This window comes from Vreelandella titanicae, assembly GCF_014697095.1.
Taxonomy (GTDB): Bacteria; Pseudomonadota; Gammaproteobacteria; order Pseudomonadales; family Halomonadaceae; genus Vreelandella; species Vreelandella titanicae.
The window spans coordinates 3,018,973-3,039,886 of the sequence record NZ_CP059082.1 but is presented as its reverse complement, the minus strand read 5'-3'; the positions used below and the strand labels follow the sequence as shown (position 1 = coordinate 3,039,886).

Annotated in this window: 22 protein-coding genes and 4 tRNA genes; 13 read left to right on the top strand and 13 right to left on the bottom strand. The window is 55.3% G+C overall.

The window, feature by feature from the left end:
• The first annotated feature begins 44 nt into the window (after nucleotides 1-44).
• The gene (locus HZS52_RS13950; protein WP_190372992.1) at nucleotides 45-2,147 is read left to right on the top strand and encodes a S9 family peptidase; all 2,103 of its coding nucleotides are present in this window, start codon (nucleotides 45-47) and stop codon (nucleotides 2,145-2,147) included.
• A 15-nt stretch (nucleotides 2,148-2,162) separates the two neighbouring features.
• Here HZS52_RS13950 and HZS52_RS13945 read toward each other — a convergent pair whose 3' ends face one another.
• From HZS52_RS13945 to grxD, 8 genes are all read right to left on the bottom strand, one after another.
• Nucleotides 2,163-2,618: a YcgN family cysteine cluster protein gene (locus HZS52_RS13945; RefSeq protein ID WP_041159210.1), complete on the bottom strand. Its 456-nt coding sequence runs from the start codon at nucleotides 2,616-2,618 to the stop codon at nucleotides 2,163-2,165.
• A 31-nt stretch (nucleotides 2,619-2,649) separates the two neighbouring features.
• On the bottom strand, nucleotides 2,650-3,228 hold the full coding sequence (locus HZS52_RS13940; RefSeq protein ID WP_190372991.1) for an acyl carrier protein phosphodiesterase: 579 nt from the start codon (nucleotides 3,226-3,228) through the stop codon (nucleotides 2,650-2,652).
• 12 nt (nucleotides 3,229-3,240) lie between these two features.
• On the bottom strand, nucleotides 3,241-3,555 hold the full coding sequence (locus HZS52_RS13935) for a YcgL domain-containing protein (protein ID WP_022522914.1): 315 nt from the start codon (nucleotides 3,553-3,555) through the stop codon (nucleotides 3,241-3,243).
• A complete protein-coding gene (gene rnd, locus HZS52_RS13930) occupies nucleotides 3,555-4,688 on the bottom strand; it encodes a ribonuclease D (protein ID WP_022522913.1) in 1,134 nt (377 codons plus the stop codon). The genes HZS52_RS13935 and rnd overlap by 1 nt, the downstream gene beginning before the upstream one ends.
• 47 nt (nucleotides 4,689-4,735) lie before the next feature.
• Nucleotides 4,736-5,341 (bottom strand): recombination mediator RecR, encoded by a 606-nt coding sequence (gene recR, locus HZS52_RS13925; protein ID WP_009288010.1) that lies wholly within the window; start codon nucleotides 5,339-5,341, stop codon nucleotides 4,736-4,738.
• 3 nt (nucleotides 5,342-5,344) lie between these two features.
• Complete coding sequence (locus tag HZS52_RS13920) at nucleotides 5,345-5,671, bottom strand: YbaB/EbfC family nucleoid-associated protein (protein WP_022522912.1); 327 nt, start codon at nucleotides 5,669-5,671, stop codon at nucleotides 5,345-5,347.
• Between the two features lie 75 nt (nucleotides 5,672-5,746).
• Entirely contained in the window at nucleotides 5,747-7,765 is a 2,019-nt protein-coding gene (gene dnaX, locus HZS52_RS13915; RefSeq protein WP_190372990.1) for a DNA polymerase III subunit gamma/tau, read from the bottom strand.
• Nucleotides 7,766-7,927: 162 nt separating this feature from the next.
• Complete coding sequence (gene grxD / locus HZS52_RS13910) at nucleotides 7,928-8,278, bottom strand: Grx4 family monothiol glutaredoxin (RefSeq protein ID WP_022522910.1); 351 nt, start codon at nucleotides 8,276-8,278, stop codon at nucleotides 7,928-7,930.
• 261 nt (nucleotides 8,279-8,539) lie between these two features.
• Between grxD and argF the strand changes: the two genes are divergently transcribed.
• Complete coding sequence (argF, locus tag HZS52_RS13905) at nucleotides 8,540-9,460, top strand: ornithine carbamoyltransferase (protein WP_009288008.1); 921 nt, start codon at nucleotides 8,540-8,542, stop codon at nucleotides 9,458-9,460.
• A 73-nt stretch (nucleotides 9,461-9,533) separates the two neighbouring features.
• Here the strand turns inward: argF and HZS52_RS13900 are convergent.
• A tRNA-Ala gene (locus tag HZS52_RS13900) sits at nucleotides 9,534-9,609 on the bottom strand.
• A gap of 196 nt (nucleotides 9,610-9,805) precedes the next feature.
• Here HZS52_RS13900 and uvrY point away from each other — a divergent pair.
• From uvrY to nadB, 7 genes are all read left to right on the top strand, one after another.
• Entirely contained in the window at nucleotides 9,806-10,456 is a 651-nt protein-coding gene (gene uvrY / locus HZS52_RS13895; RefSeq protein WP_009288007.1) for a UvrY/SirA/GacA family response regulator transcription factor, read from the top strand.
• Between the two features lie 41 nt (nucleotides 10,457-10,497).
• Entirely contained in the window at nucleotides 10,498-12,312 is a 1,815-nt protein-coding gene (gene uvrC / locus HZS52_RS13890; protein ID WP_009288006.1) for an excinuclease ABC subunit UvrC, read from the top strand.
• Between the two features lie 95 nt (nucleotides 12,313-12,407).
• The gene (gene pgsA, locus HZS52_RS13885) at nucleotides 12,408-12,956 is read left to right on the top strand and encodes a CDP-diacylglycerol--glycerol-3-phosphate 3-phosphatidyltransferase (protein ID WP_022522907.1); all 549 of its coding nucleotides are present in this window, start codon (nucleotides 12,408-12,410) and stop codon (nucleotides 12,954-12,956) included.
• A gap of 84 nt (nucleotides 12,957-13,040) precedes the next feature.
• Nucleotides 13,041-13,115: transfer RNA gene (locus HZS52_RS13880), tRNA-Gly, on the top strand.
• A gap of 11 nt (nucleotides 13,116-13,126) precedes the next feature.
• Nucleotides 13,127-13,200, top strand: a tRNA-Cys gene (locus tag HZS52_RS13875).
• A gap of 68 nt (nucleotides 13,201-13,268) precedes the next feature.
• A tRNA-Leu gene (locus HZS52_RS13870) sits at nucleotides 13,269-13,355 on the top strand.
• A gap of 270 nt (nucleotides 13,356-13,625) precedes the next feature.
• Complete coding sequence (gene nadB / locus HZS52_RS13865; RefSeq protein ID WP_190372989.1) at nucleotides 13,626-15,233, top strand: L-aspartate oxidase; 1,608 nt, start codon at nucleotides 13,626-13,628, stop codon at nucleotides 15,231-15,233.
• Here nadB and HZS52_RS24430 read toward each other — a convergent pair.
• Both HZS52_RS24430 and HZS52_RS13855 read right to left on the bottom strand, forming a co-directional pair.
• On the bottom strand, nucleotides 15,230-15,658 hold the full coding sequence (locus HZS52_RS24430; protein ID WP_022522905.1) for a hypothetical protein: 429 nt from the start codon (nucleotides 15,656-15,658) through the stop codon (nucleotides 15,230-15,232). The genes nadB and HZS52_RS24430 overlap by 4 nt on opposite strands.
• Nucleotides 15,618-15,911 (bottom strand): FAD assembly factor SdhE, encoded by a 294-nt coding sequence (locus HZS52_RS13855; RefSeq protein ID WP_022522904.1) that lies wholly within the window; start codon nucleotides 15,909-15,911, stop codon nucleotides 15,618-15,620. The genes HZS52_RS24430 and HZS52_RS13855 overlap by 41 nt, the downstream gene beginning before the upstream one ends.
• Before the next feature lie 206 nt (nucleotides 15,912-16,117).
• Between HZS52_RS13855 and HZS52_RS13850 the strand changes: the two genes are divergently transcribed.
• The 3 genes from HZS52_RS13850 (at nucleotide 16,118) to lapB (ending at nucleotide 18,015) form a co-directional block, all read left to right on the top strand.
• Complete coding sequence (locus HZS52_RS13850) at nucleotides 16,118-16,414, top strand: integration host factor subunit beta (RefSeq protein WP_008959540.1); 297 nt, start codon at nucleotides 16,118-16,120, stop codon at nucleotides 16,412-16,414.
• 89 nt (nucleotides 16,415-16,503) lie between these two features.
• Nucleotides 16,504-16,809: a LapA family protein gene (locus HZS52_RS13845; protein WP_027958442.1), complete on the top strand. Its 306-nt coding sequence runs from the start codon at nucleotides 16,504-16,506 to the stop codon at nucleotides 16,807-16,809.
• Nucleotides 16,810-18,015 carry a lipopolysaccharide assembly protein LapB gene (lapB, locus tag HZS52_RS13840; RefSeq protein WP_009288003.1) on the top strand — a complete coding sequence of 402 codons (1,206 nt, stop codon included), beginning with the start codon at nucleotides 16,810-16,812 and terminating at the stop codon, nucleotides 18,013-18,015. It abuts the gene before it with no gap.
• Nucleotides 18,016-18,045: 30 nt separating this feature from the next.
• On the opposite strand, the gene pyrF is transcribed toward lapB, so the two are convergent.
• Nucleotides 18,046-18,747 carry an orotidine-5'-phosphate decarboxylase gene (pyrF, locus tag HZS52_RS13835; protein ID WP_027958440.1) on the bottom strand — a complete coding sequence of 234 codons (702 nt, stop codon included), beginning with the start codon at nucleotides 18,745-18,747 and terminating at the stop codon, nucleotides 18,046-18,048.
• Between the two features lie 271 nt (nucleotides 18,748-19,018).
• On the opposite strand from pyrF, the gene HZS52_RS13830 reads away from it, so the two are divergent.
• On the top strand, nucleotides 19,019-19,300 hold the full coding sequence (locus tag HZS52_RS13830) for a ComEA family DNA-binding protein (RefSeq protein ID WP_022522901.1): 282 nt from the start codon (nucleotides 19,019-19,021) through the stop codon (nucleotides 19,298-19,300).
• A 78-nt stretch (nucleotides 19,301-19,378) separates the two neighbouring features.
• On the opposite strand, the gene prpD is transcribed toward HZS52_RS13830, so the two are convergent.
• Nucleotides 19,379-20,863: a 2-methylcitrate dehydratase gene (gene prpD, locus HZS52_RS13825; RefSeq protein WP_190372988.1), complete on the bottom strand. Its 1,485-nt coding sequence runs from the start codon at nucleotides 20,861-20,863 to the stop codon at nucleotides 19,379-19,381.
• Between the last annotated feature and the right edge of the window lie 51 nt (nucleotides 20,864-20,914).

The following is a 20,914-nucleotide window of genomic DNA, read 5'->3' as shown; positions in this document are numbered from 1 at the left end:
GAACTCACCCGACGTTGATTTCCCGTTATGGTACCTATCAATTTATGAAAGCACAGCAAGGCATACCTTCAGGCTTACCCGCTGCACGCTATTATCGCGCTAATGACCCGCAATGGCACTGGTTAGAAGAGCGCGATGACCCACAGGTCAGTGCCTTTTTAGAGGCCGCCAACCAGCAACAAGCCGATTGGTTTGCCCCGCTTGCCCCGCTGGAGGAAGCGTTATACCAGAGCCACCTGGCGCGCCGCGAATTAGCCGTGACCAGCCTTAAGACAACGCTTGACCACTTCACGTTCTGGAACGAAACCAGTGCCGAGGATGATTACCCCTGCTGGTGGCGCCACCCCAATCGCCAGCCTGAACAACAGGAATGTTTTTTTGACGTTAGAGCCCGTGCCGCCGAGCACGACTTTTACGACATGGGCGATATGGCGCTGTCACCCGATGAGCAGTGGTTGGCCTGGACAGAAGATACTCAAGGCGACGAGCGTTTTACTCTGTGGCTGAAAGCGCTGCCTAATGGAACGCCCGTGCAACTATTAAGCGATATTGGTGCGGGGCTTTGCTGGGCAGAAGATCAAACTGCCACTACAGCGACGCTGCTGTTCACGCGGTTTGACGACACTCAGCGCCCAGACAGCGTTTGGCGGCTTGCGCTTTCACTGATGGAGCCTGATGCTGCAAATGAGCCAGTATTGGTGCTACGGGAAGAGGATCCTGAGTTTTGGCTCGGTATTGGCAAAACGCGCTCGCGGTCGTGGCTGCTGCTAGAAAGCGGCTCAAAAGACACCAGTGAAATTCACCTATTGGCCGCTCACTCTCCTGATTCAGCCCCGCTGTGTATTCAGCAGCGCCAGGCGGGGGTTGAGTACAGCATTGATCACCGACCAGGCAGCTTTTACCGCCTGCATAACCAGGCAGGTGCTCACTTCCAGCTCGACTTTCTGCCCGAAAGTCAGCTTGGTCAGCCCCAATTGAATTGGCAAACGTTAATCGCCCACCGTGAAGAAGCCACCCTGGAAGGCGTTGATGCGTTCTCTTGGGGGCTGATGCTGGCTGAGCGCGACCATGCCCAGGCGCAAGTGCGTTTGCGGCGTTTACTTTTCGATGCCCAGCATAGCTGCACCCTGGATGAGACCCTGGCACTGCCTGAACAACCCTGTTCGCAGATGCTTGAAGATGCCCCGCACTTCGATACCCAGGTAGTGCGCCTGCGCGAAGAGTCGTTTACCCAGCCGCCCAGCTGGTTTTCACTCGATCTAACCAGTGGCGAACGGACGCTACTGAAGCGGGTACCTGTTTACGGCAACTTACAGCCTGAACAGCTAGTCAGCCGCCGCCTTTGGGCAACCAGCAGCGATGGCGAGCAAGTGCCCGTATCGGTGGTGATGCGCGCCGACCTGGCGGATCAGCCCTTACCCACGCTGCTGTATGGCTACGGCGCTTACGGTGAGGCTCTCGACCCCTGGTTCTCGATCGCCCGGCTGGAACTGCTCGAGCGCGGTGCGGCCTTTGCCGTTGCTCATGTGCGTGGCGGCGGCGAGCGCGGCGAACCCTGGTATTTAAACGGCAAGATGGCCCACAAGGAGAACAGCTTTAACGATTTCCTGGCCGCCCGGGAAGCGCTTGTGGAGCAGGGTGTCAGTGATTCACAGCGCATAGCGGCCTATGGCGCCAGCGCTGGAGGGCTGCTGGTCGGCACCTGCATTAATCGTGCCCCGGAAAAGTTTTGCGCCGCTCTGCTAGACGTGCCCTTCTTAGACGTGCTGCGCACGATGCAGAACCCGGAGCTGCCTCTGACGACCGCGGAGTACAGCGAGTGGGGCAACCCTGAAGAACCAGAGGTCGCCGAGCGAATAGCCACTTACTCGCCTATCGATAATATTAAAGCGCAGTCATACCCCGCCCTGTGGATTGAGGGCAGTTGGTTCGATACCCGGGTCAGCTACTGGGAACCCGCCAAGTTCTATGCCCAGGTGTCCCAGCAGCAACAGGGATCAGCGCCAATTCTGATGCGTACCGATATGAGCAGTGGCCACGGCGGCGCATCCGGTCGGTTCCAAGCCTGGCGCGATACCGCCCGCCAAGACGCGTTTATCCTCTGGGCGCTGGGACTGCACTCGCCAGCACCTTCAACTGCTGAGTAAAGTGCTAAAAGGGAACTACATCGGCAGCACGGCAATAATATGCGACTCCAATTGCTGCTCGGGCACCTCATCTTGGGACACCGCAAAGCTGCGTACGCTGACGCCTTTGCGGTGAACCCGCTCGGCATCATTGCTTAACAGCGGATGCCAACCCGCCAACTTGCGCCCTTCAGCCACCCGCCGGTAACCACAGCTCTGCGGCAGCCAGGTGAACTCTTTAACCAAGGCAGGCGTCAGTTGGGTGCAGTCGGGAACGGTTTCAAAGCGGTTCGCATAATCGCTGCACTGACAGCTGTGAATATCCAGCAAGCGACAAGCAACGTTCAGTACTGCTAACTCCTGAGTATCCTCGTCGTGCAACTTTAGCAGGCAGCACTGCCCACAGCCATCGCATAACGCTTCCCACTCCTGGGGCGTCAACTCTTCGAGGGTAAAGCGCTCCCAAAAACGTTCGCGCATTGCGGTCTCCATCGTCTCCTGGCTCATTATTACGAAAAACTCATTATGATGGGGGTGTATCTTGGTGGCTTAATTCAGCCAATAGTTCGGGCCATAGGGTCTGGAAATCGGCCTCTAACGCTTGATAATCGTCGTACAGCCAAGGCACTAAAGCAGCCAACTGATTGGGGCCAGACAAACGCCGCCCAATCCCGGCAACGGCCCGGCAGGTAAACGCAAAATCAGCATAGCCTCTTAGCCAGTCCTGCTCGACGAGAATCGGCATCATACCGGCCAGTCGGTTCGGCGCGGTACGAGCGGAGAGCAGTCGATAACAGCGCTCAACAATTGCTTCTTGATCCGCCTGCCCTGCCGTATCACGGGCCAGGAAATGATCCCACACCATATCCAGGGCTATCCCCGCATAGCGCCGCTGCCCTGTTGGCGCACGCCGCCGTGCATTAACAACGCTAGGGTGGTTATCTACCCAGGCATCCACCCGACGGTGATGGCGAATGCCCAGTGCAGTAGCAGCAGACCAATCGGCCAAATTGCGCCCCTTAACGCCATCGGCAATTAAATTGCCGTAGAGGAAATCATCGCTACCAGCGCTCACCAACCACGCATGGGCAAGAAAATTCATAGCCGGATGGCGCTACTGTTCGTCAGAACGGGCATCAGAGCGCGAAGCCACATGGGCACGATGCACGTCGAGCAAATAAGCCTCTTTGGGCGGCGGCATTTGCAGGTAGAACCCTTTGTCTTTAATCCCTTCCACCACGTCTGCCGCATTAACCCGTGACAATTTTTTGTCTGCGGTCAACAGCATGGTAAACACCGGTACAGGCTTGCCGAAGGTTTCAAGTAATTGCGCAGGGACGTCTGCAAATCCTTGACGCTTATCGACATATAAATACATTTCATCTTTACGCGAGCTTTTAAAAACCTCGCAAATCAGCTTGTCGCTCATTATGCTCGCTCCTCAAGGGCCTGGGCCAACGCGCCATTCAGACATTCGCCACGCCAACCGGTCGGCCAGGTGAGAGGTTCCCCTGCCAAGTCCTGCATCACCAGTGTTTCAATATCACGGCGGCGCATGAGCATTTCCGGTGCCACACCCAAGTCATTAGCTTTAGCGGTTACCGCCTTCTTGAGTGCTTTAAAGCGTGATTTGAACGTCGGGTGCATGGGGTCTGGCCAACGCTTGGGCAGCGCCTCTTCATCACAGTGCTGGGCCTGTTTGACCATTGCCAGCAGTGCGTCGCCCTCTTTTTTGATCAGCATCGGTTTAACGCCTTCCACCTCAGCGAGCTCGAAGCGATTACTGGGCATCTTTTCGGCGATCGCAAATAGCAGCTTATCGCTAATCAACCAGTTGCGCGGCAAGTCACGACGGCGTGTCTCGCCTTCACGCCAAGTGGTCATTAGCCGATACGCTTCCATTTGCCGGGGCGTTAAGCGCCACAATTGGCGTTGACGGGTATACCACTGCTGGTCGTTATCGACGCTGCGGCCCGCCTGTTCAATTAAGCTAGCACACTCAGCGTCTACCCATTCACGCCGTCCCAGCATGGCGAGTTTTTCAGCCTGAAGCGTCCAGGCTTTTAACAAATAGATCACATCCAGAGCAGCGTACTGGCACTGCGCAGGCGACAGCGGGCGTAATAGCCAGTTTGAGCGGGTCTCTTCCTTAGGCAGGGTTTCGCCGACCCAAAATTCGACCAGCTTTTGATACCCCATTCCAGGATTTTCGCCTAAAAATCCTTGTACTACCTGAGTATCGATTAACGGTTCCGGCAATACACCTGCCCAGTGCTGGAAGACTTCTAGATCTTCGCTGCAGGCGTGCAGTAACTTGATAGCACTATTTTGCAGCAGGGCTCGGAATTTATCAGTACACGGGACGGCTACCGGATCAATCAGATAAGCCTCTTCCCCCGCGGTGAATTGAACCAACGCCGGCACTGGAAAGAACGTGTTCTCTCGGAAAAACTCGGTATCCAGAGCAATTACAGAAGCATCGGCTACTTGCTCACACGCTGCATCGAGCGCCTCTGGAGTATCAAGCCATTGATAAGAGGGGGTCAGAGAGGACAAAAGCATTCTTCCAGGTTGGCGCAAATACTAAAGCATTTGCGTTTTAGGTAGGCTTATTCACTGGCAAACGGCAAGCGACCATTAAATGCACGGCTCAAAGTGCCGCCATCTACGTACTCCAGCTCTCCACCCATGGGAACGCCATAGGCAAGCCGCGAGAGTTTGACACCGTGTTCTGCTAGTAGCGAAGCAATATAATGGGCGGTCGCTTCACCTTCGATGGTGGGGTTAGTCGCCAACACCACCTCTTCGATGAGCCCTTCTGCAACACGCGCTTCCAGTAAGTCTAAACCGATCGACTCAGGCCCCACGCCATCTAGCGGCGAAAGGTGCCCGTGGAGCACAAAATAGCGCCCCTTAAAACCACCGGCTTCTTCAATCGCCAATTGATCGGCAGGCGACTCCACCACGCAAAGTAGTGCATCATCGCGCCGCGGGCTTTCACACAGCATGCAGATCTCTGCTTCAGTGAGCGTGCGGCAGCGCTGGCAGTATCCAACTTCATCGATCGCTTGTTGAATAACCGCCGCCAGACGCTGCCCTCCAGGACGCTCACGCTCCAGCAAATGCATCGCCATGCGCTGAGCCGTTTTGGGCCCAACGCCTGGCAATACGCGAAACGCATCCATTAACTGCTCAACGAGAGGAGAAAAACGCATTGCTTAGAACGGCATCTTAAAGCCGGGCGGAAGGTTCAAACCTGCCGTCGCTTCTTCCATTTTCTGTTTAGAACTGACTTCCAATTTGCGCACTGCGTCATTGACCGCCGCGGCTAGCAAATCTTCCAGCAACTCTTTGTCCTCTTCCATGACGCTGGGGTCAATGGTCACGTTTGAAACGTCATGGCGACCGTTCATGGTGACCTTGACCATACCGGCACCCGCCTCACCCTGGACTTCGGCTTTGGCGACCTCTTCCTGGGCTTGCTGCATTTTTTCCTGCATCTCTTGGGCTTGCTTCATTAAGTTGCCCATTCCACCTTTAAGCATGGTCTGATCTCCAACATACGTAGTTAAAAGGTATAGCTAAAACGAGTGTTTCTATCACGCGTCTAGAAAATGAGCTTAGCGCATAGCGTTGGCAGGCTTTACGCTGGATTCTATCAGCTTTGCCCCAAACGCCTGCTGTAACTTTTGTACATGGGGGTCGTGATTGAGTAGATCAACCGCCTTGGCATGACGCTCTTTATTAAGACGCTCTTCGCGCTGCCGTGGCGTCTCAAGGCTATTAGACAACTCGGCAACGTAAAACGCTATTCGCCTTGGCATGCCCTGCTCTTTTAGCGCCCGCTCAATGCGGGTTTGATGTACTTCCGCCTGCATGGCCTCTTGGCTGGGGTCGAGGCGCAGCGTCAGCAGCGTACCGTCGTCACTCTCGACCAGGCAGTTGCCCGCCAAATTACGGGTTAAGCCACCCAAGCCAAGAGAATCAAAGCACTGCAACCACTGCGCATTATCCAGCTTGCCGGACTGAATGTCCGGCCGGCTTTCTGGCAAGGCTTCTGGCAGGGTTTCTAACAGGGCTCCTGGAACGACCTCTGGTTCAGCTTCTTGCGCTGCAGCCGTTGAGGGCTCCACCGTTTGGGGCGCGGCATCGGGTGAAGGCGCTGAGGCTGGCACTGGCTCAGTAACAGGCTTGGGCTCAGTAAGGAGTTCTGATTCAGACATAGCCTCTGGCTCAGGGGCTTGCTGGGGAGCTTCCACCTCAGACGCTTGCGTATCCGCTTCGACTGCCCAAGGCGGTGGCTCTTGCAGCGGCGGCTCCTCTTTAGCGGCAGACGCTGTCTGCTCAGGGCTTGGCTCTAATGGCGTTTCAGGCTGAGCGCCTGGTGTGGAATGGACTTCTGGCTTTGCATCAGCTGCTGGCGAGGGCTGCGGCGCCGGTGATGGCGTCTCTGCTACTTGGGCACTCGTTTCGGTCGCTGCCGATTGAGAAGGCTCGCGGCGAAGCGGTAGCGGGGTACGCGGCGGTTTCGGTACACCCTGAGGGCGAAATGCCAACATACGCAGCAACGTCATCTCTAACGCGCTGCGCAAATCAGGAGCGTGCACCATGTCCCCACGCCCCTGAATACCAATCTGGTAATAGAGCTGAATGTCTTCAGCAGTGAAGCGGCTTGCCAGCTGCAGGATAGCATCACGATCACCGTGGCTGTTATCCACGGCATCCGGCACCATCTGCGCCACTGCCAAGCGGTGCAGTATGCTCGATAGCTCATCCAACACCGCGGCAAAGTCCGGGCCTTGCTCGGCTAATTCGGCCACTTCGGAGAGCAGGCGCTGTACATCCACATCGGCCAGAGATTCTGCCAGCCCAAGAATATGGCGATGATCCAGGGTACCCAGCATGGCGGCCACATCCGCATGACGAACGACCCCCTGGCCAAACGCAATAGCCTGGTCGGTGAGGCTCATGGCATCGCGCATTGAGCCTTCCGCCGCCTTACCCAATAGCCACAAGGCGCTTTCATCAAAAGCGACGCCCTCTTCACCCAACACATAGGTGAGATGCTCCACCACGCGCTCTGGTGGCATATGTTTGAGGGTAAATTGAAGACAGCGTGAAAGTACCGTCGGCGGCAGTTTTTGCGGATCGGTGGTCGCCAACAGAAATTTAACGTGAGGGGGAGGCTCTTCCAGCGTTTTCAGCAGCGCATTGAAACTGCTGGTGGAAAGCATGTGCACCTCATCGATCAGGTACACCTTATAACGCCCTTGGGTAGGCGCATACTGGACATTGTCCAGCAGTTCCCGGGTATCTTCTACTTTGGTTCTTGACGCCGCATCGACCTCAATAAGATCAACAAAGCGCCCTTCATCAATTGCCTGACAGCTATCGCAATGCCCACACGGTGTAGAGGTAATGCCCTCATCACCACGTCCGTTAGCCGTGCAGTTCAAACACTTGGCAAGAATACGCGCCAAGGTGGTTTTGCCCACACCGCGAGTCCCCGTAAACAGGTAGGCATGATGCAAACGACCCTGATCCAGGGCATTGACCAAGGCGCGTTGAACATGGGCCTGGCCCACGAGTTCGTGGAATGTGCGAGGTCGCCACTTACGGGCCAGAACCTGATAACTCATGAAGCTGTACTTCCTTCGGCGGGCTGACTTGCCCCACGCTGTAGCCAGCGCGGGGCAAAGGCCACGATGCATAACAAAGACGATGCGAGAACAAACGCCATTCTAACGGTTGCACCGCAGCCCGCCAACCGCCTGAATAAAGCGGGCTATTTTAGACAACGCCTAGGCGTTATCACCACCTTCCGCCGCACCAGCACGCTCAGCAGCGGCTTTTACTAGCTTTTCCAGCTCGCCACTTTGATGCATCTCAACCACGATGTCGCAACCACCCACCAGCTCGCCTTCTACCCACAGTTGTGGGAAGGTCGGCCAGTTAGCAATCTTGGGCAGCTCGGCGCGAATATCCGGATTATCCAGAACGTTAACGAACGCAAAACGCTCGCCACAGCTCATAAGCGCTTGGACGGTCTGGGCAGAAAACCCACACTGAGGCAGTTGGGGCGAACCTTTCATGTAAATCAGGATCGGATTTTCGCTAATTTGACGCTGAATGTTTTCGGCAGTTGTGCTCATACTATTTCCTCGCTTATTGATGACCGATGCCCTCTCACTCATCTACTTGGCTTAGCCCTTGAACCAGGCCCTAGAACCTGGTTCTTAAACCTAGCCCTTGTAATGGGTACTTGAGACTAGTACTTAAGAAATCGTACTTAGAATAGTACCTGAGTAGAGCGCTCGGCTTTAACGTGTATATGGCATTCTACGCATGCCGTTCGCGTTGCGCATCCCCTGCAGCATAGCTAGGATAGTGTTTTTGCGCGGAGAGAAGCCCTTATGGCGACACGCCATTTCCTGACCTTGCTAGATTTGACCCCAGATGAGCTGGACTATTTGATCCAGCGTGCCATTACGATCAAAACTAATCTAAAAGCCCAAGGTCCTGTTTACACACCCTTCCCCAACCGTACCCTGGCGATGATCTTTGAAAAATCATCGACGCGTACACGGGTTTCGTTTGAAACGGGAATGGCACAGTTTGGCGGCCATGCACTCTTTCTCTCCCCCCGCGATACTCAGCTGGGTCGTGGCGAACCAATTGAAGACACCGCTCGCGTACTGTCTGAAATGGTCGATGCGGTGATGATTCGCACCTTCTCCCACGCTGGGCTGGAAACCTACGCCAGCGCCAGCAGCGTACCGGTGATTAACGCCTTAAGCGATGACTACCACCCCTGCCAGCTACTTGCCGACGTGATGACCTGGACTGAGCTACGCGGCAGCGTAAAGGGACGCACAGCAGTGTGGATTGGTGATGGTAACAACATGTGCCACTCCTGGATCAATGCCGCTCGCCAATTCGGTTTCCATCTGCGCATTTGCTGCCCGAAAGGCTACGAGCCCCGAGCCGATATTATGGCGGCCGCTGGCGATCAAGTAACGCTGCTGCACGACCCTCAGGAAGCGGTAAAGCACGTCGACCTGATCACCACCGACGTTTGGGCCTCCATGGGCCAAGAGGAGGAGCAGGCGAAACGTGAAGCCGACTTCGCAGGTTTCCAAGTTACTGAAGCCATGCTCGATCAGGCAGACCAAGACGTCCTCTTCCTGCACTGCCTGCCTGCCCATCGCGGAGAAGAGATCAGCCACACGCTGCTCGACGACCCACGTGCCGTGGTTTGGCAGGAAGCAGGCAACCGCCTGCATGCACAAAAAGCGTTGATCGAGTTTTTGCTTCTGGGTAAGGTCACTGAATAAACGATTTACTGCAAACAAAAAAAGCCTCGTTTAAACAACGAGGCTTTTTTCTAATATTGGGTGAAATTTTTGTTGGTGGAGCCTAGCGGGATCGAACCGCTGACCTCAACACTGCCAGTGTTGCGCTCTCCCAGCTGAGCTAAGGCCCCACGTGCTGTCTTTCCAACAGCGAGGCGGATACTACGGTGAACATTTACCGCGGTCAAGTTTTTACATCAGCAGCGGACAACTAATTCTCCTTTGTCGTTAGCTGTGGCACTCTATATGCACATATAGTTAACAAGATAGAGTAGTGTCCAAGGCCAACGCCTGAGTCCATGATGTTTCCAAGCAGGAGCCTGTCCATTGATCAGTGTACTTATCGCCGATGATCATCACCTAGTAAGAACTAGCATTGCTCACCTGCTAAATGAAGAGTGTGACATTAAAATTGTGGGCGAGGTCGACGATGGCGAAAGTGCAGTAACACAGTGTCGCCATTTAAAACCCGACATCGTGTTGATGGATATTCGCATGCCGGGCATAGGCGGGCTCGAAGCCACTCGACGCATTCACCGCAACATGGAAGACGTGAAGGTCTTGATCTTGACCGCGCATATGGAAGACAGCGTGCTGCGCCGCATGCTTGAAGCAGGTGCTTCAGGCTTTTTAAGCAAAGGTGCAGATGCGATAGAAATGACCGATGCCATTCGCCAAGTGTTTCATGGCCGCCGCTATGTCAGTCAGGAAATTGCCCAACGCCTGGCGCTTTCGCACTTCACCGAGGAAGATAATCCGTTTAGCCACCTCTCCCACCGTGAGCTACAGATTGCCCTGATGATCGTTAACTGCCAGCGAGTGCAAGATATCTCCGATCGCCTGCACTTAAGCCCTAAAACGGTAAACACCTATCGTTACCGACTCTTTGATAAACTACAGGTTGCCACCGACGTCGAGCTTACTCACTTAGCGCTCCGTCACGGGCTGGTCGAGGGGTTTGACGCCACCCAAATATAACCCCTATCTTCCCTGCTGTTATCGGGTACCGACACGCTAATATGACCTTTGATTCAAAACAGTTCTTGAGCTCGGTAAGCTCCTCGCCAGGGGTTTACCGCATGCTTGATGAGCAAAGCAATACGCTCTATGTGGGCAAAGCCAAGCGCTTAAAGGCACGCCTAGCCAGCTATTTCCGTGGTCAACTGAATACCAAAACCCAGGCCATGGTGGGGCGTATCGCCGACGTTCAGGTCACCGTCACCCGCACGGAAACTGAAGCCCTTCTGCTCGAACAGACGCTGATCAAACAATTACGTCCGCCTTATAACATTTTACTGCGCGACGATAAGTCCTACCCGTTTGTCTTTGTCACCGACCGCCATCCTTACCCGGCACTTGAGTATAAGCGCGCCCGTCAGCGCAGCGACGATGGTCGCTACCTAGGCCCCTACCCTAGCAGCGGAGCCGTGCGTGAAAGCTTGGCGCTGATGCAAAAGATATTTCATATTCGCAACTGCGAGGACAGCGTCTTTGCCCATCGCTCACGCCCCTGCTTGCAGTATCAGATTCATCGCTGTAGCGCTCCCTGCGTCGACTATATCTCCGCCGAAGACTACCGCCGCGACCTCGAACACGCAGTGATGTGCCTGGAAGGCAAAAGTGAGAGTGTTACTCAAGAACTGATGGAGGCGATGGAAAAGGCCAGCCAGGCACTCAACTTCGAGGAGGCCGCCCGTCTTCGCGACCAGGTTCAGCAACTGCGCCAGCTTCAGCAACGCCAGTTTGTCGACACCGGCGGCGGTGATGCGGATATTTTCGCCCTCGCCCAGCGCCCCGGTGCACTGGGCGTTTCGGTGTTGAGCGTGCGCGATGGTCGCCTGCTGGGGGCGCGTCATCACACGCCGAAAAACGATCTGGATCTACCGCTTGAAACGCTGCTCACCGAAGTAGTCAGCCAATACTATTTCGGTCAACCGCACAACGTGCCCAGCGAAGTGATTACCAGCCACCCGTTAGACGACAGCGAGCTGATTGCCGAAGCGCTGACCCAGCAGGCGGGCAAGCGCATTCGCGTTACCAGCCAAGTGCGCGGCCACCGCGCCCAGTGGCAACAGCTCGCCATTACCAACGCTGAGCAGCAGCTAGCCTCTCAACTGGCCAACCAAACCCAGCTCACTCAACGCTTTACCGCCCTGCAGAAAGCGCTGGGCTTAGCGGACACACCGCAACGCCTGGAGTGTTTCGACATCAGCCATAGCCACGGCGAGGCGACCGTTGCCTCCTGCGTGGTGTTTGATCATCAAGGCCCACGCAAAAGCGATTACCGCCATTTCCGCATTGAAGGGGTAGCCGCCGGTGATGACTACGCTGCCATGCAGCAGGCCCTAACCCGACGCCTTAAGCGCGTGAAAAGCGGTGAAGCAGTCGCCCCTGACATCCTGATCGTCGACGGTGGCAAGGGCCAGCTCAATATGGCCCGCGAGGTGTTTAAAGAACTCGACATCGTCAACATCATTCTATTGGGTGTCGCCAAAGGCACCACGCGTAAGGCGGGGCTTGAAAGCCTGTTTGTGGAAACAGCGGACAATCCGCTAGATTTGGACCCTGCCTCCCCCGCCCTACACTTGATCCAGCATATTCGTGATGAATCACACCGTTTTGCCATTGCTGGCCACCGCGCTCAGCGCGATAAAGCGCGACGCACTTCAACCCTACAAGATATCCCCGGCATTGGCCCCAAACGTCGACGGGAATTACTGCGCTTTTTCGGCGGCCTGCAGGGCGTGCAAAAGGCCAGCCGCGATGAACTCGCTCGCGTACCGGGCATTAATGCGTCGTTAGCCGAGAGTATTTATCGGGCGCTCAACGGATAAACGCCCGTTTGGCATGGATGCCATCGGCCAAGGGGGATAGAATGAGGCCAGACACTTCGAATCCTCTGATTTTCCGGCAAGGATCGCTCTCTGCGATGAATATACCCAACATACTGACACTGGCGAGAATCGCCTTTATTCCGCTGCTAGTGGTGCTGTTTTATCTACCCTTCAGTTGGAGCATGCCCGTGGCGGCCGGTCTATTTGGTCTGGCCTCCATTACCGACTGGCTGGATGGCTATTTAGCGCGACGCTGGAATCAGTCAACGCCTTTTGGCGCTTTTTTAGACCCAGTGGCTGACAAACTCATGGTGGTCGTCGCCCTAGCGCTATTGATCGAGCGTTACGACACCCTGGTGCTGACGCTCCCTGCACTGGTGATTATCGGCCGGGAAATTGTCATTTCGGCGCTGCGTGAGTGGATGGCTGAAATGGGCAAACGCGGCATGGTGGCGGTTTCTTGGATAGGCAAGCTTAAAACCACTCTGCAAATGGTGTCACTGCTGATCTTGCTGGCGCTTCCACCGACGCACGAATTTACGCTGTTAGGCGTTGTGGTACTATATACCGCCGCTATCCTAACGCTGTGGTCGATGATTCAGTACCTAAAAGCCGCCTGGCCGCATCTTAGCCGCTCCATGTAAGCTGCTGATAAGTAAATAAGGAACACACGCTAATTCATTGATTGACAACACGGTGGCGATCCGTATAATTCGCCCTCGAGTCGAGCGGGAATAGCTCAGTGGTAGAGCATCGCCTTGCCAAGGCGAGGGTCGGGAGTTCGAATCTCCTTTCCCGCTCCAACGACTTTTGAGGCTGGATGGCAGAGTGGTTATGCAGCGGACTGCAACTCCGTGTACGCCGGTTCGATTCCGACTCCAGCCTCCATCTTTGTGTAGCAGTGGTGTTTTAAGCAGCACGAAACAGCATTGCGATGTGATTTTTTGTGATGTATAGCCCGGATGGCGAAATCGGTAGACGCAAGAGACTTAAAATCTCTCGGGGGCAACCCCGTGCCGGTTCAAGTCCGGCTCCGGGCACCACTTCTGTTGTTTTACTTCCCCCCCAGCTTTTCTTCTTCAGTCATTTATTTCCTGTATCGGCTTTCTTTACGAAGCCTTTTACTGCGCCTATTCGCGTACTTGAACATCGCGCAATTGTCTCCCCGAGTATCACTCATTTCTTAAGCCAAAGCATCGCTAAACGCTAATCGCCGCGCTATGATGCCTGCCTTCTAACTTTTCGCGCGCGACGAAGCTAGTGACGTTTAGGGTTTGCAATATTTCGATCAGTATCAAGAGGGAGCGGGCACCATGAGCACGCCAACATCCGATGTACTTATCATTGGCGGCGGCGTCGCTGGGCTCACCCTTGCCTTGGAAGTGGCTGATCACAGGTCAGTGACGCTGGTTCGCCCTGCACAAGATGATCAAGGCGCCAGCCGCTGGGCTCAAGGCGGCATTGCCGCCGTGCTCTCGCCTGATGACGACCTCGACGCGCATATCAATGACACCTTGGTGGCTGGCGATGGTCTATGCGATATCGAGGCCGTTCGCTTTACCGTTACCCATGGGCCCGCTGCTATTCAGTGGTTGATTGATCAGGGCGTTCCCTTTACCCCCGAGAACGACCCTGCAGCACGTTACCCATATCATTTAACCCGAGAAGGCGGCCACAACGCACGTCGGATTATCCACGCGGATGATGCCACCGGCCGCGCCGTGGTGGATACGCTTGTAGCCAAAGTAGCACAGCACCCCAATATCACCCAGCGCAACGACCTAACGGTGGTTGGTCTGCTACAAGATTCCCAAGGTGCCTGCCGCGGCGCCTATGGCAGCGATGCCAACCACCAGTGGCACTCGCTCACTGCGCGCCAAACCGTATTGGCAACCGGCGGCGCAAGCGGCCTTTACCGCCACACCACTACGCCCGCTCCCAGTAGCGGCGAAGGCATGATGATGGCTGCAGAGCTGGGTGCTCGGTTAATGAATCTAGAGTTTCAACAGTTTCATCCAACCTGCCTGTTTGACCCCGAAGGCCCGGCGTTTTTGATAAGTGAGGCGGTTCGTGGTGAAGGCGGGCATCTGCTCAATGAGGCGGGAGAGCGTTTCATGTTGGCGCTGGATAAGCGTGCGGAGCTAGCCCCGCGGGATGTCGTCGCCCGCGCCATTGATGCCGAAATACAGTGCAGCGCTCTGGGCCACGTGTGGTTGGATATTCGCCATTTAGGTGAAAAGGCAATTCGCCACCACTTCCCCACTATTCTGGCGCACTGTGCCTGCCGGGGGATTGATATCACCCAGCAGGCTATCCCCGTGGTGCCTGCCGCCCATTATAGCTGCGGCGGTGTCGCCACCAACTTGCAAGGCGCCACGAGCGTTGCCAACCTCTATGCCATCGGTGAAACCGCCTGCACGGGGCTTCATGGCGCCAACCGTATGGCCAGCAACTCGCTGTTAGAGTGCTTGGTATTTGCCCGCAGCTGTGCACAAGCGCTGTTAGCCGACGTGGAACAGCACGGCCAAACGACCAGCGGTAGCGGATTTCAGCCCCCGGCGCAGGCTGCGGCGACTGTCTTACCCAAGGCAGTGCTCAGCGATATACGCCAACAAATGCGCACCACCATGAGCCAGCATGTCTCCATTGTGCGCAGCGCCACCGGGCTAAGTACTGCCCTGACGCACTTGAAGTCACTGCTAAACAGCGTGGAAGAGATTCAGGGAGCCCTAACAGCCCCGGAAGGCAAACGCCTGCACCAGGCCCTACAGCTAGCACTATTGACTGTTCTCGCCGCTCAGCAGCGGCATGAGTCACGCGGACTGCATTACTCCACCGACTGGCCTAGCCGGCAGCCTGAAGCCGTTGCTTCTTCACTTGCGATGAACGACTTAACAGACGCGTTAGCAACAAACCGCTAGCGGCCCGGACGATGAAAGAGCTTGCGCACCTCACGCAAGCTTTGTTGAGGCGCGCTATCAGGCCAGAGCCAAACCCGCTGCTTACCCACATAAAGCCCTATTAACCAGGGCCCTAGATAGTCACAGCGTACTCGATCCGTATCGCCCAGAGCCTCATTTCGCGTGAGAGCCCCCTCTTCAGACTGCGACTCGCGCAGCCAACGACCTTGAACTTGTGGCACCGTCGACGTAAGCGAGAGCACGCCTTTGGGTTGACGAAGATAGCCGCGCCATCCAAGGACAACGCCTAACACCGTTATCGCCACCGCCGCTGGCGTGCCCCCTATCCAATAGCTCAGCGCTACTATCCCGATCAACAGCCCACATTGGGCTAGTAGCCAATACTTAGAGGGTACGATAGGCAGAATTATCGGTGGTTTCAGCATGTTCAACGATCATTTGTACGATACGCCGCTGGCTAGGCTCCTCGGGCCACTCTCGGTGCATCAGCCAGACAAAAAGATCCTGATCCTCGCCTTCAATGAGCTGCTGGTAGGCCAGTTGATCCGCTTCGCCAAGATGGTCAAAACGCTGTTCAAGAAATGGAATAAGCAGCAGGTCAAGCTCCCACATACCGCGCCGGGAGTGCCAGTAAAGCCGTTTGCGCAAAATGGCTGCTGGGGAATTATCGTCGTTCAACGTCAGCCGCTCCAGTTATATAAATGAAAGGCCAGTATACCTAAGCTGTGGGGTCGCGCCAGCGCCCTCCATCGCCTATGCTATTAAAGAGTGTAGAACCTTGTTTTATCTGAATTGTTTTATACTGAATTGCGCAGTATGCTGAATTTGATGTTAGCGAGGTCGAGAGCGCGTCACGGCCTTCAATGTTCGCAGGGAGCCAACCGATGACTAAATCTGAATTAATCGAACAAATTGCGATGCGTCAGCCGGAGTTATCCGCCAAAGATGTTGAAACGGCGGTGCGTATTATCCTGGACGACATGACGGATTCTCTAGCTAGCGGCGGTCGCGTTGAAATCCGTGGTTTCGGCAGTTTTTCACTGCACTATCGGGAGCCGCGGGTAGGGCGCAACCCAAAAACAGGCGATGCAGTCGATTTGGAAGGTAAGTATGTGCCGCACTTCAAGCCTGGCAAGGAGCTACGCGAGCAGGTAGACGCAAGTAGAGCACTAGGCTACTAAAACGCGACTATTAATTTCTGTGGGATGACGTCGCTGCTTGAGTCGTACACAATAGCGCTACCGTGAACGTCACAGACTAGGAAACTCACATGCGTTGGATCAAAGGGCTGATTTTAGCCGTTATTTTGCTGATAGTAGTGCTGGTAGGCATTCTGTTTGCCGTTAATAATCAGCAAACCATTGCCTTAAACCTTATCTGGCTGGAGCTGCCAGCGGTATCACTCTCGGTTTGGCTACTCGCGACCCTGGTGTTTGGCGTCATACTCGGCATGCTCGCCATGCTAGGTGTCTACGTGCGGTTAAAAGCCACCCTGGCCCGCAGCCAGCGCCAGAATAAGCAGCAGCGTAAAGAGCTCGATAGCCTACGCACCCAGGAGTTTAAGGAACTGGCATAAATGCTGGATGTCGCGCTGCTAAGCGTACTGTTGGTCGCCATTGCCATTGGTTACGGGTTAGGTTATCGCCAAGCCTTACGCCGCCGACATCGCACCCATCCGCCTGCGGCCTCGTCTCAAGGCCTCTCCCGGGACTACTTCGTCGGGCTTAATTACCTGCTTAATGAGCAGCCCGACGAAGCGATCAATACTTTTATCAACGTGCTAGCGGTCAACAGTGACACGGTTCACACCCATATCGCCCTCGGCAAGCTTTTTCGTGCCCGCGGCGAGGCCGACAAAGCCGTTAGCATTCACCAAAACCTATTGGCTCGCCCAGCCCTTTCGCAGCACACCAACGAACAGATCCAGCTTGAACTTGCTCGGGATTTTATGGCGCTTGGTGTTCATGACCGCGCCCAGCGGCTACTCAATACCCTGCTGGAGCATAGCGGTGATGATGATCACCGCTATGCTGCCAAACAGCTGCTCGTCGACTTATTAGAGCGTGAAAAAGCGTGGCAGCAAGCCCTTGACGTTATTCAGCCGCTGCTTAAACAGTATCCTAAGATGCGTCGCCCCGCGGCGCACTGGCTATGCGAGCTGGCACTGGAAGAAATTAGTGAAGCCAGTCGACCTCTGGCGAAAAAGCATCTCAAAAAAGCCCTGCAGCTGGATGAGAAATGCGTTCGCGCCACCCTGATGCTGGCCGAACTAGAGATGGACAACGGGCACTATGCCCGCGCTATTGAGCGATTAGACAACATCCCCGGCCAGGAGATAGCGCATATCCCCACCATGCTGCCTGCCCTTAAGCACGCCTATATGCGCAATAATGATGACACCGGCTACGAAGCGCATCTCTATCGCCTGCTTGAGCTAGCGCCTTACACCAGTACCATTATTGCCCTAGGTCAGCTCGTTCATCAGCGTGACGGCGTCGACAAAGCGATTGAGTTGATTGGTGAGCGATTGCGCGCCGTGCCGAGTTTAGGCGGGCTGGATTATTTGATCGATCTGTATATTGAAAGCCAGCGCCTTAGTGGAAAACCTTCCCCGGATACGCGCCTACTGTTACTAAAACATCATACCGATGCGCTGCTGCTTAACCGCACGCGTCATCGCTGCCAGCGCTGCGGCTTTGCTAGCGACGCGTTACAGTGGCAGTGCCCCAGTTGCCGCTTCTGGGGCACGATTAAGCCGGTCATTGGCGTGGAGGGCGAATAGTGTTCGCAAAGCTAAGGTATGCAGAAATATTTAGTGCCCCTCTAGCTCCGCCTCAATCGCCTCAAGCGCTACCATGGGGTCGTCAGCCTGAGTGACGGGGCGACCAATGACCAGGTGGCTGCTTCCCGCAGCCATAGCTTCACTGGGGCCCATCGTCCGCTGTTGGTCATTAGCGACTGCAAAACTTGGCCGAATACCAGGGGTCACTTTCAAGAACGACTCACCGCATAGCGTTTTGATTCGCGCAGACTCCTGGGCCGAGCAGACCACTCCTTGTAAGCCACTCTGCTTCGCCAGCAGCGCTAAGCGCTCCACGTGATCGGCGAGTGGTGCCTTAATACCCAGCTCTGCCAAATCATCGGTCTGCATACTGGTCAATACGGTAACGGCGATTAGATGGGTCGTTAAGGCATTCTGATCCAGACGTTGCACGGCCGCTTCCATCATCCGCCGCCCACCGCTGGCATGTACGTTGACCATCCACACGCCCTGCTCCGCCGCCGCCTGCACAGCGCTGGCAACGGTATTGGGAATATCGTGGAATTTAAGATCCAAAAACACCTCAAACCCGCGCCCATGCAGCGCCTCAAGCACTGCCGGGCCGCTACGGGTGAACAGTTCTTTACCCACTTTCACACGGCATCGGGTGGGATCCAACTGATCAGCCATGCATAGCGCGGCGTCTAGCGACGGGTAATCAAGGGCAATAATAATCGGGGAATCGGTGACCACAACGTTACTCCAAGTACGTTTTTGACCATTATATCAGCCTCTCCCTACTCCTCGCGCCCTCATCATGTAAGCCATTTGCCATATATCCATAGCTAAAATCTTACAACTGCTGTCATATATCGCTGACATAAACACGCTTTAAATAAGGCTAAGTTAACAAGTGCAGCGGCGTTTATCTTGCCCACTGATAACGCGGGCACAGGTAGAAACCTCTACACGACGTCGCATGTGTAAACACAAAAAACCAACGCTATTAAAAGGATCATTGCATATGAAAATGACACTTAAAGGAATGCTGGCCGCACTACTGTTTAGCATTAGCTTAGGGCTTTCCAGTGGCGTGCTGGCACAAGATGTAGCCCCGATTAACGTCAATACTGCCGATGCTGAACTGCTGGCCGAACTACCAGGGATCGGCCCCAGCCGAGCCGACGCGATCATTGAAGAGCGCGAAACCAACGGCGTCTTTGAAAGCGCTGCAGATCTTGAGCGCGTCAGCGGCATTGGGCCTGCCACCGTTGACCGCATGCGCGATCAAGTGACATTTGAATAGCCTCATTGGAGAGCATGTCGCTCGTTAACACCACAGTGCCCGGTGTGTATAAGCACCGGGCACTGTGAATAGCGCACGTTAAATCATCCACATATCCATAAATTTGTGTACTGGCATCGTTTCAAGTGTTGTTTGATGGCTGCACAGCTCGGCGATTTTTTGGCAACGACTTGTCGGAAAGCGAGTTGCCAGATTGCGCTCAAACTTTTCAACCAATAGCGGCATCCCCTCTTCCCGACGACGTCGGTGGCCGACCGGATACTCCACTGTCACTTTATCGGTCGCACTCCCATCGCTAAAAAACACCTGCACTGCATTAGCGATAGAGCGCTTCTCAGGGTCGTGGTAATCCGCCGAATACTCGGCGTTTTCTTCTACCACCATTTTATTACGCAGCTCATCTATTAGCGGATGAGCTGCATGAAAGCTGTCTTCATAGTGCTCGGCGGTAAGCGCACCAAAGATAAGCGGCACCGCTGTCATGTATTGCAGGCAGTGGTCACGATCCGCCGGATTGGCGAGTGCGCCGGTTTTGGAAATAATCCGAATAGCCGAATCGTGGGTGGTGAGCACGATTTTCTCGATATCGGCCAAGCGGTCTTTCACCTGCGGATGGAGCGTCATGGCGGCTTCACAGGCGGTTTGAGCGTGAAACTCAGCGGGGAAGGAGATCTTAAACAGAATGTTCTCCATCACGTAGCTGCCAAACTCCCGCTGAAAGCGTAGGCGGCGGTCAGCTTCCGGTTTGAGGCTCAAATCTTTGTTGGCATGACTGAACAGCACATCGTAGAAGCCCCATTGGGGCGCCGAGAGCGCGCTGGGAATACCCATTTCACCGCGCAGGGCGATATCCGCTAAGCGCACGCCCCGTGAAGTGGCGTCCCCAGCGGCCCAGCTTTTACGTGAACCAGCATTTGGCGCATGACGATAGGTGCGCAGGCTCTGACCATCCACCCAGGCGTGTGAAAGCGCCGAGAGCAACTGTTCACGATTGGCGCCCAACAGCTTGGCGGCCACCGCCGTAGAGGCGACCTTCACCAGCACCACGTGATCGAGGCCAACCCGATTGAAGCTATTCTCCAGCGCCAGCCCCCCCTGAATCTCATGAGCCATGATCATGGCGTTGAGCACATCGCGCATCACTAGGGGTGCTTCGCCTTTAGCGACTCGTTGCTGAGACAGATGGTCAGCCACGGCGAGTATTCCACCAAGATTATCGGAAGGGTGCCCCCACTCGGCGGCAAGCCAAGTGTCGTTATAATCCAACCAGCGAATGATACAGCCGATATCCCACGCCGCCTTAACCGGGTCAAGGCGAAGCGAGGTGCCCGGTATCCGCGACCCAAACGGTACTACCGTGCCCTCCACTATCGGGCCTAAGTGCTTTGTGCACTCTGGAAAACGCAGCGCCAACAGCCCGCAGCCAAGCGTATCCATTAAGCAGTAGCGGGCGGTTTCCAATGCCTCATCGGACGCCACCTGATAATTGAGTACGTAATCGGCAATAGCCTGTAGCTCGGGGTCGTAATCGGGCCGCTCATTGGCTTCGGATGTGGCAGACATGGATCTATCTCCTACTGTTGAATCACCTACTCAGTATGGCCCAAGGAATGC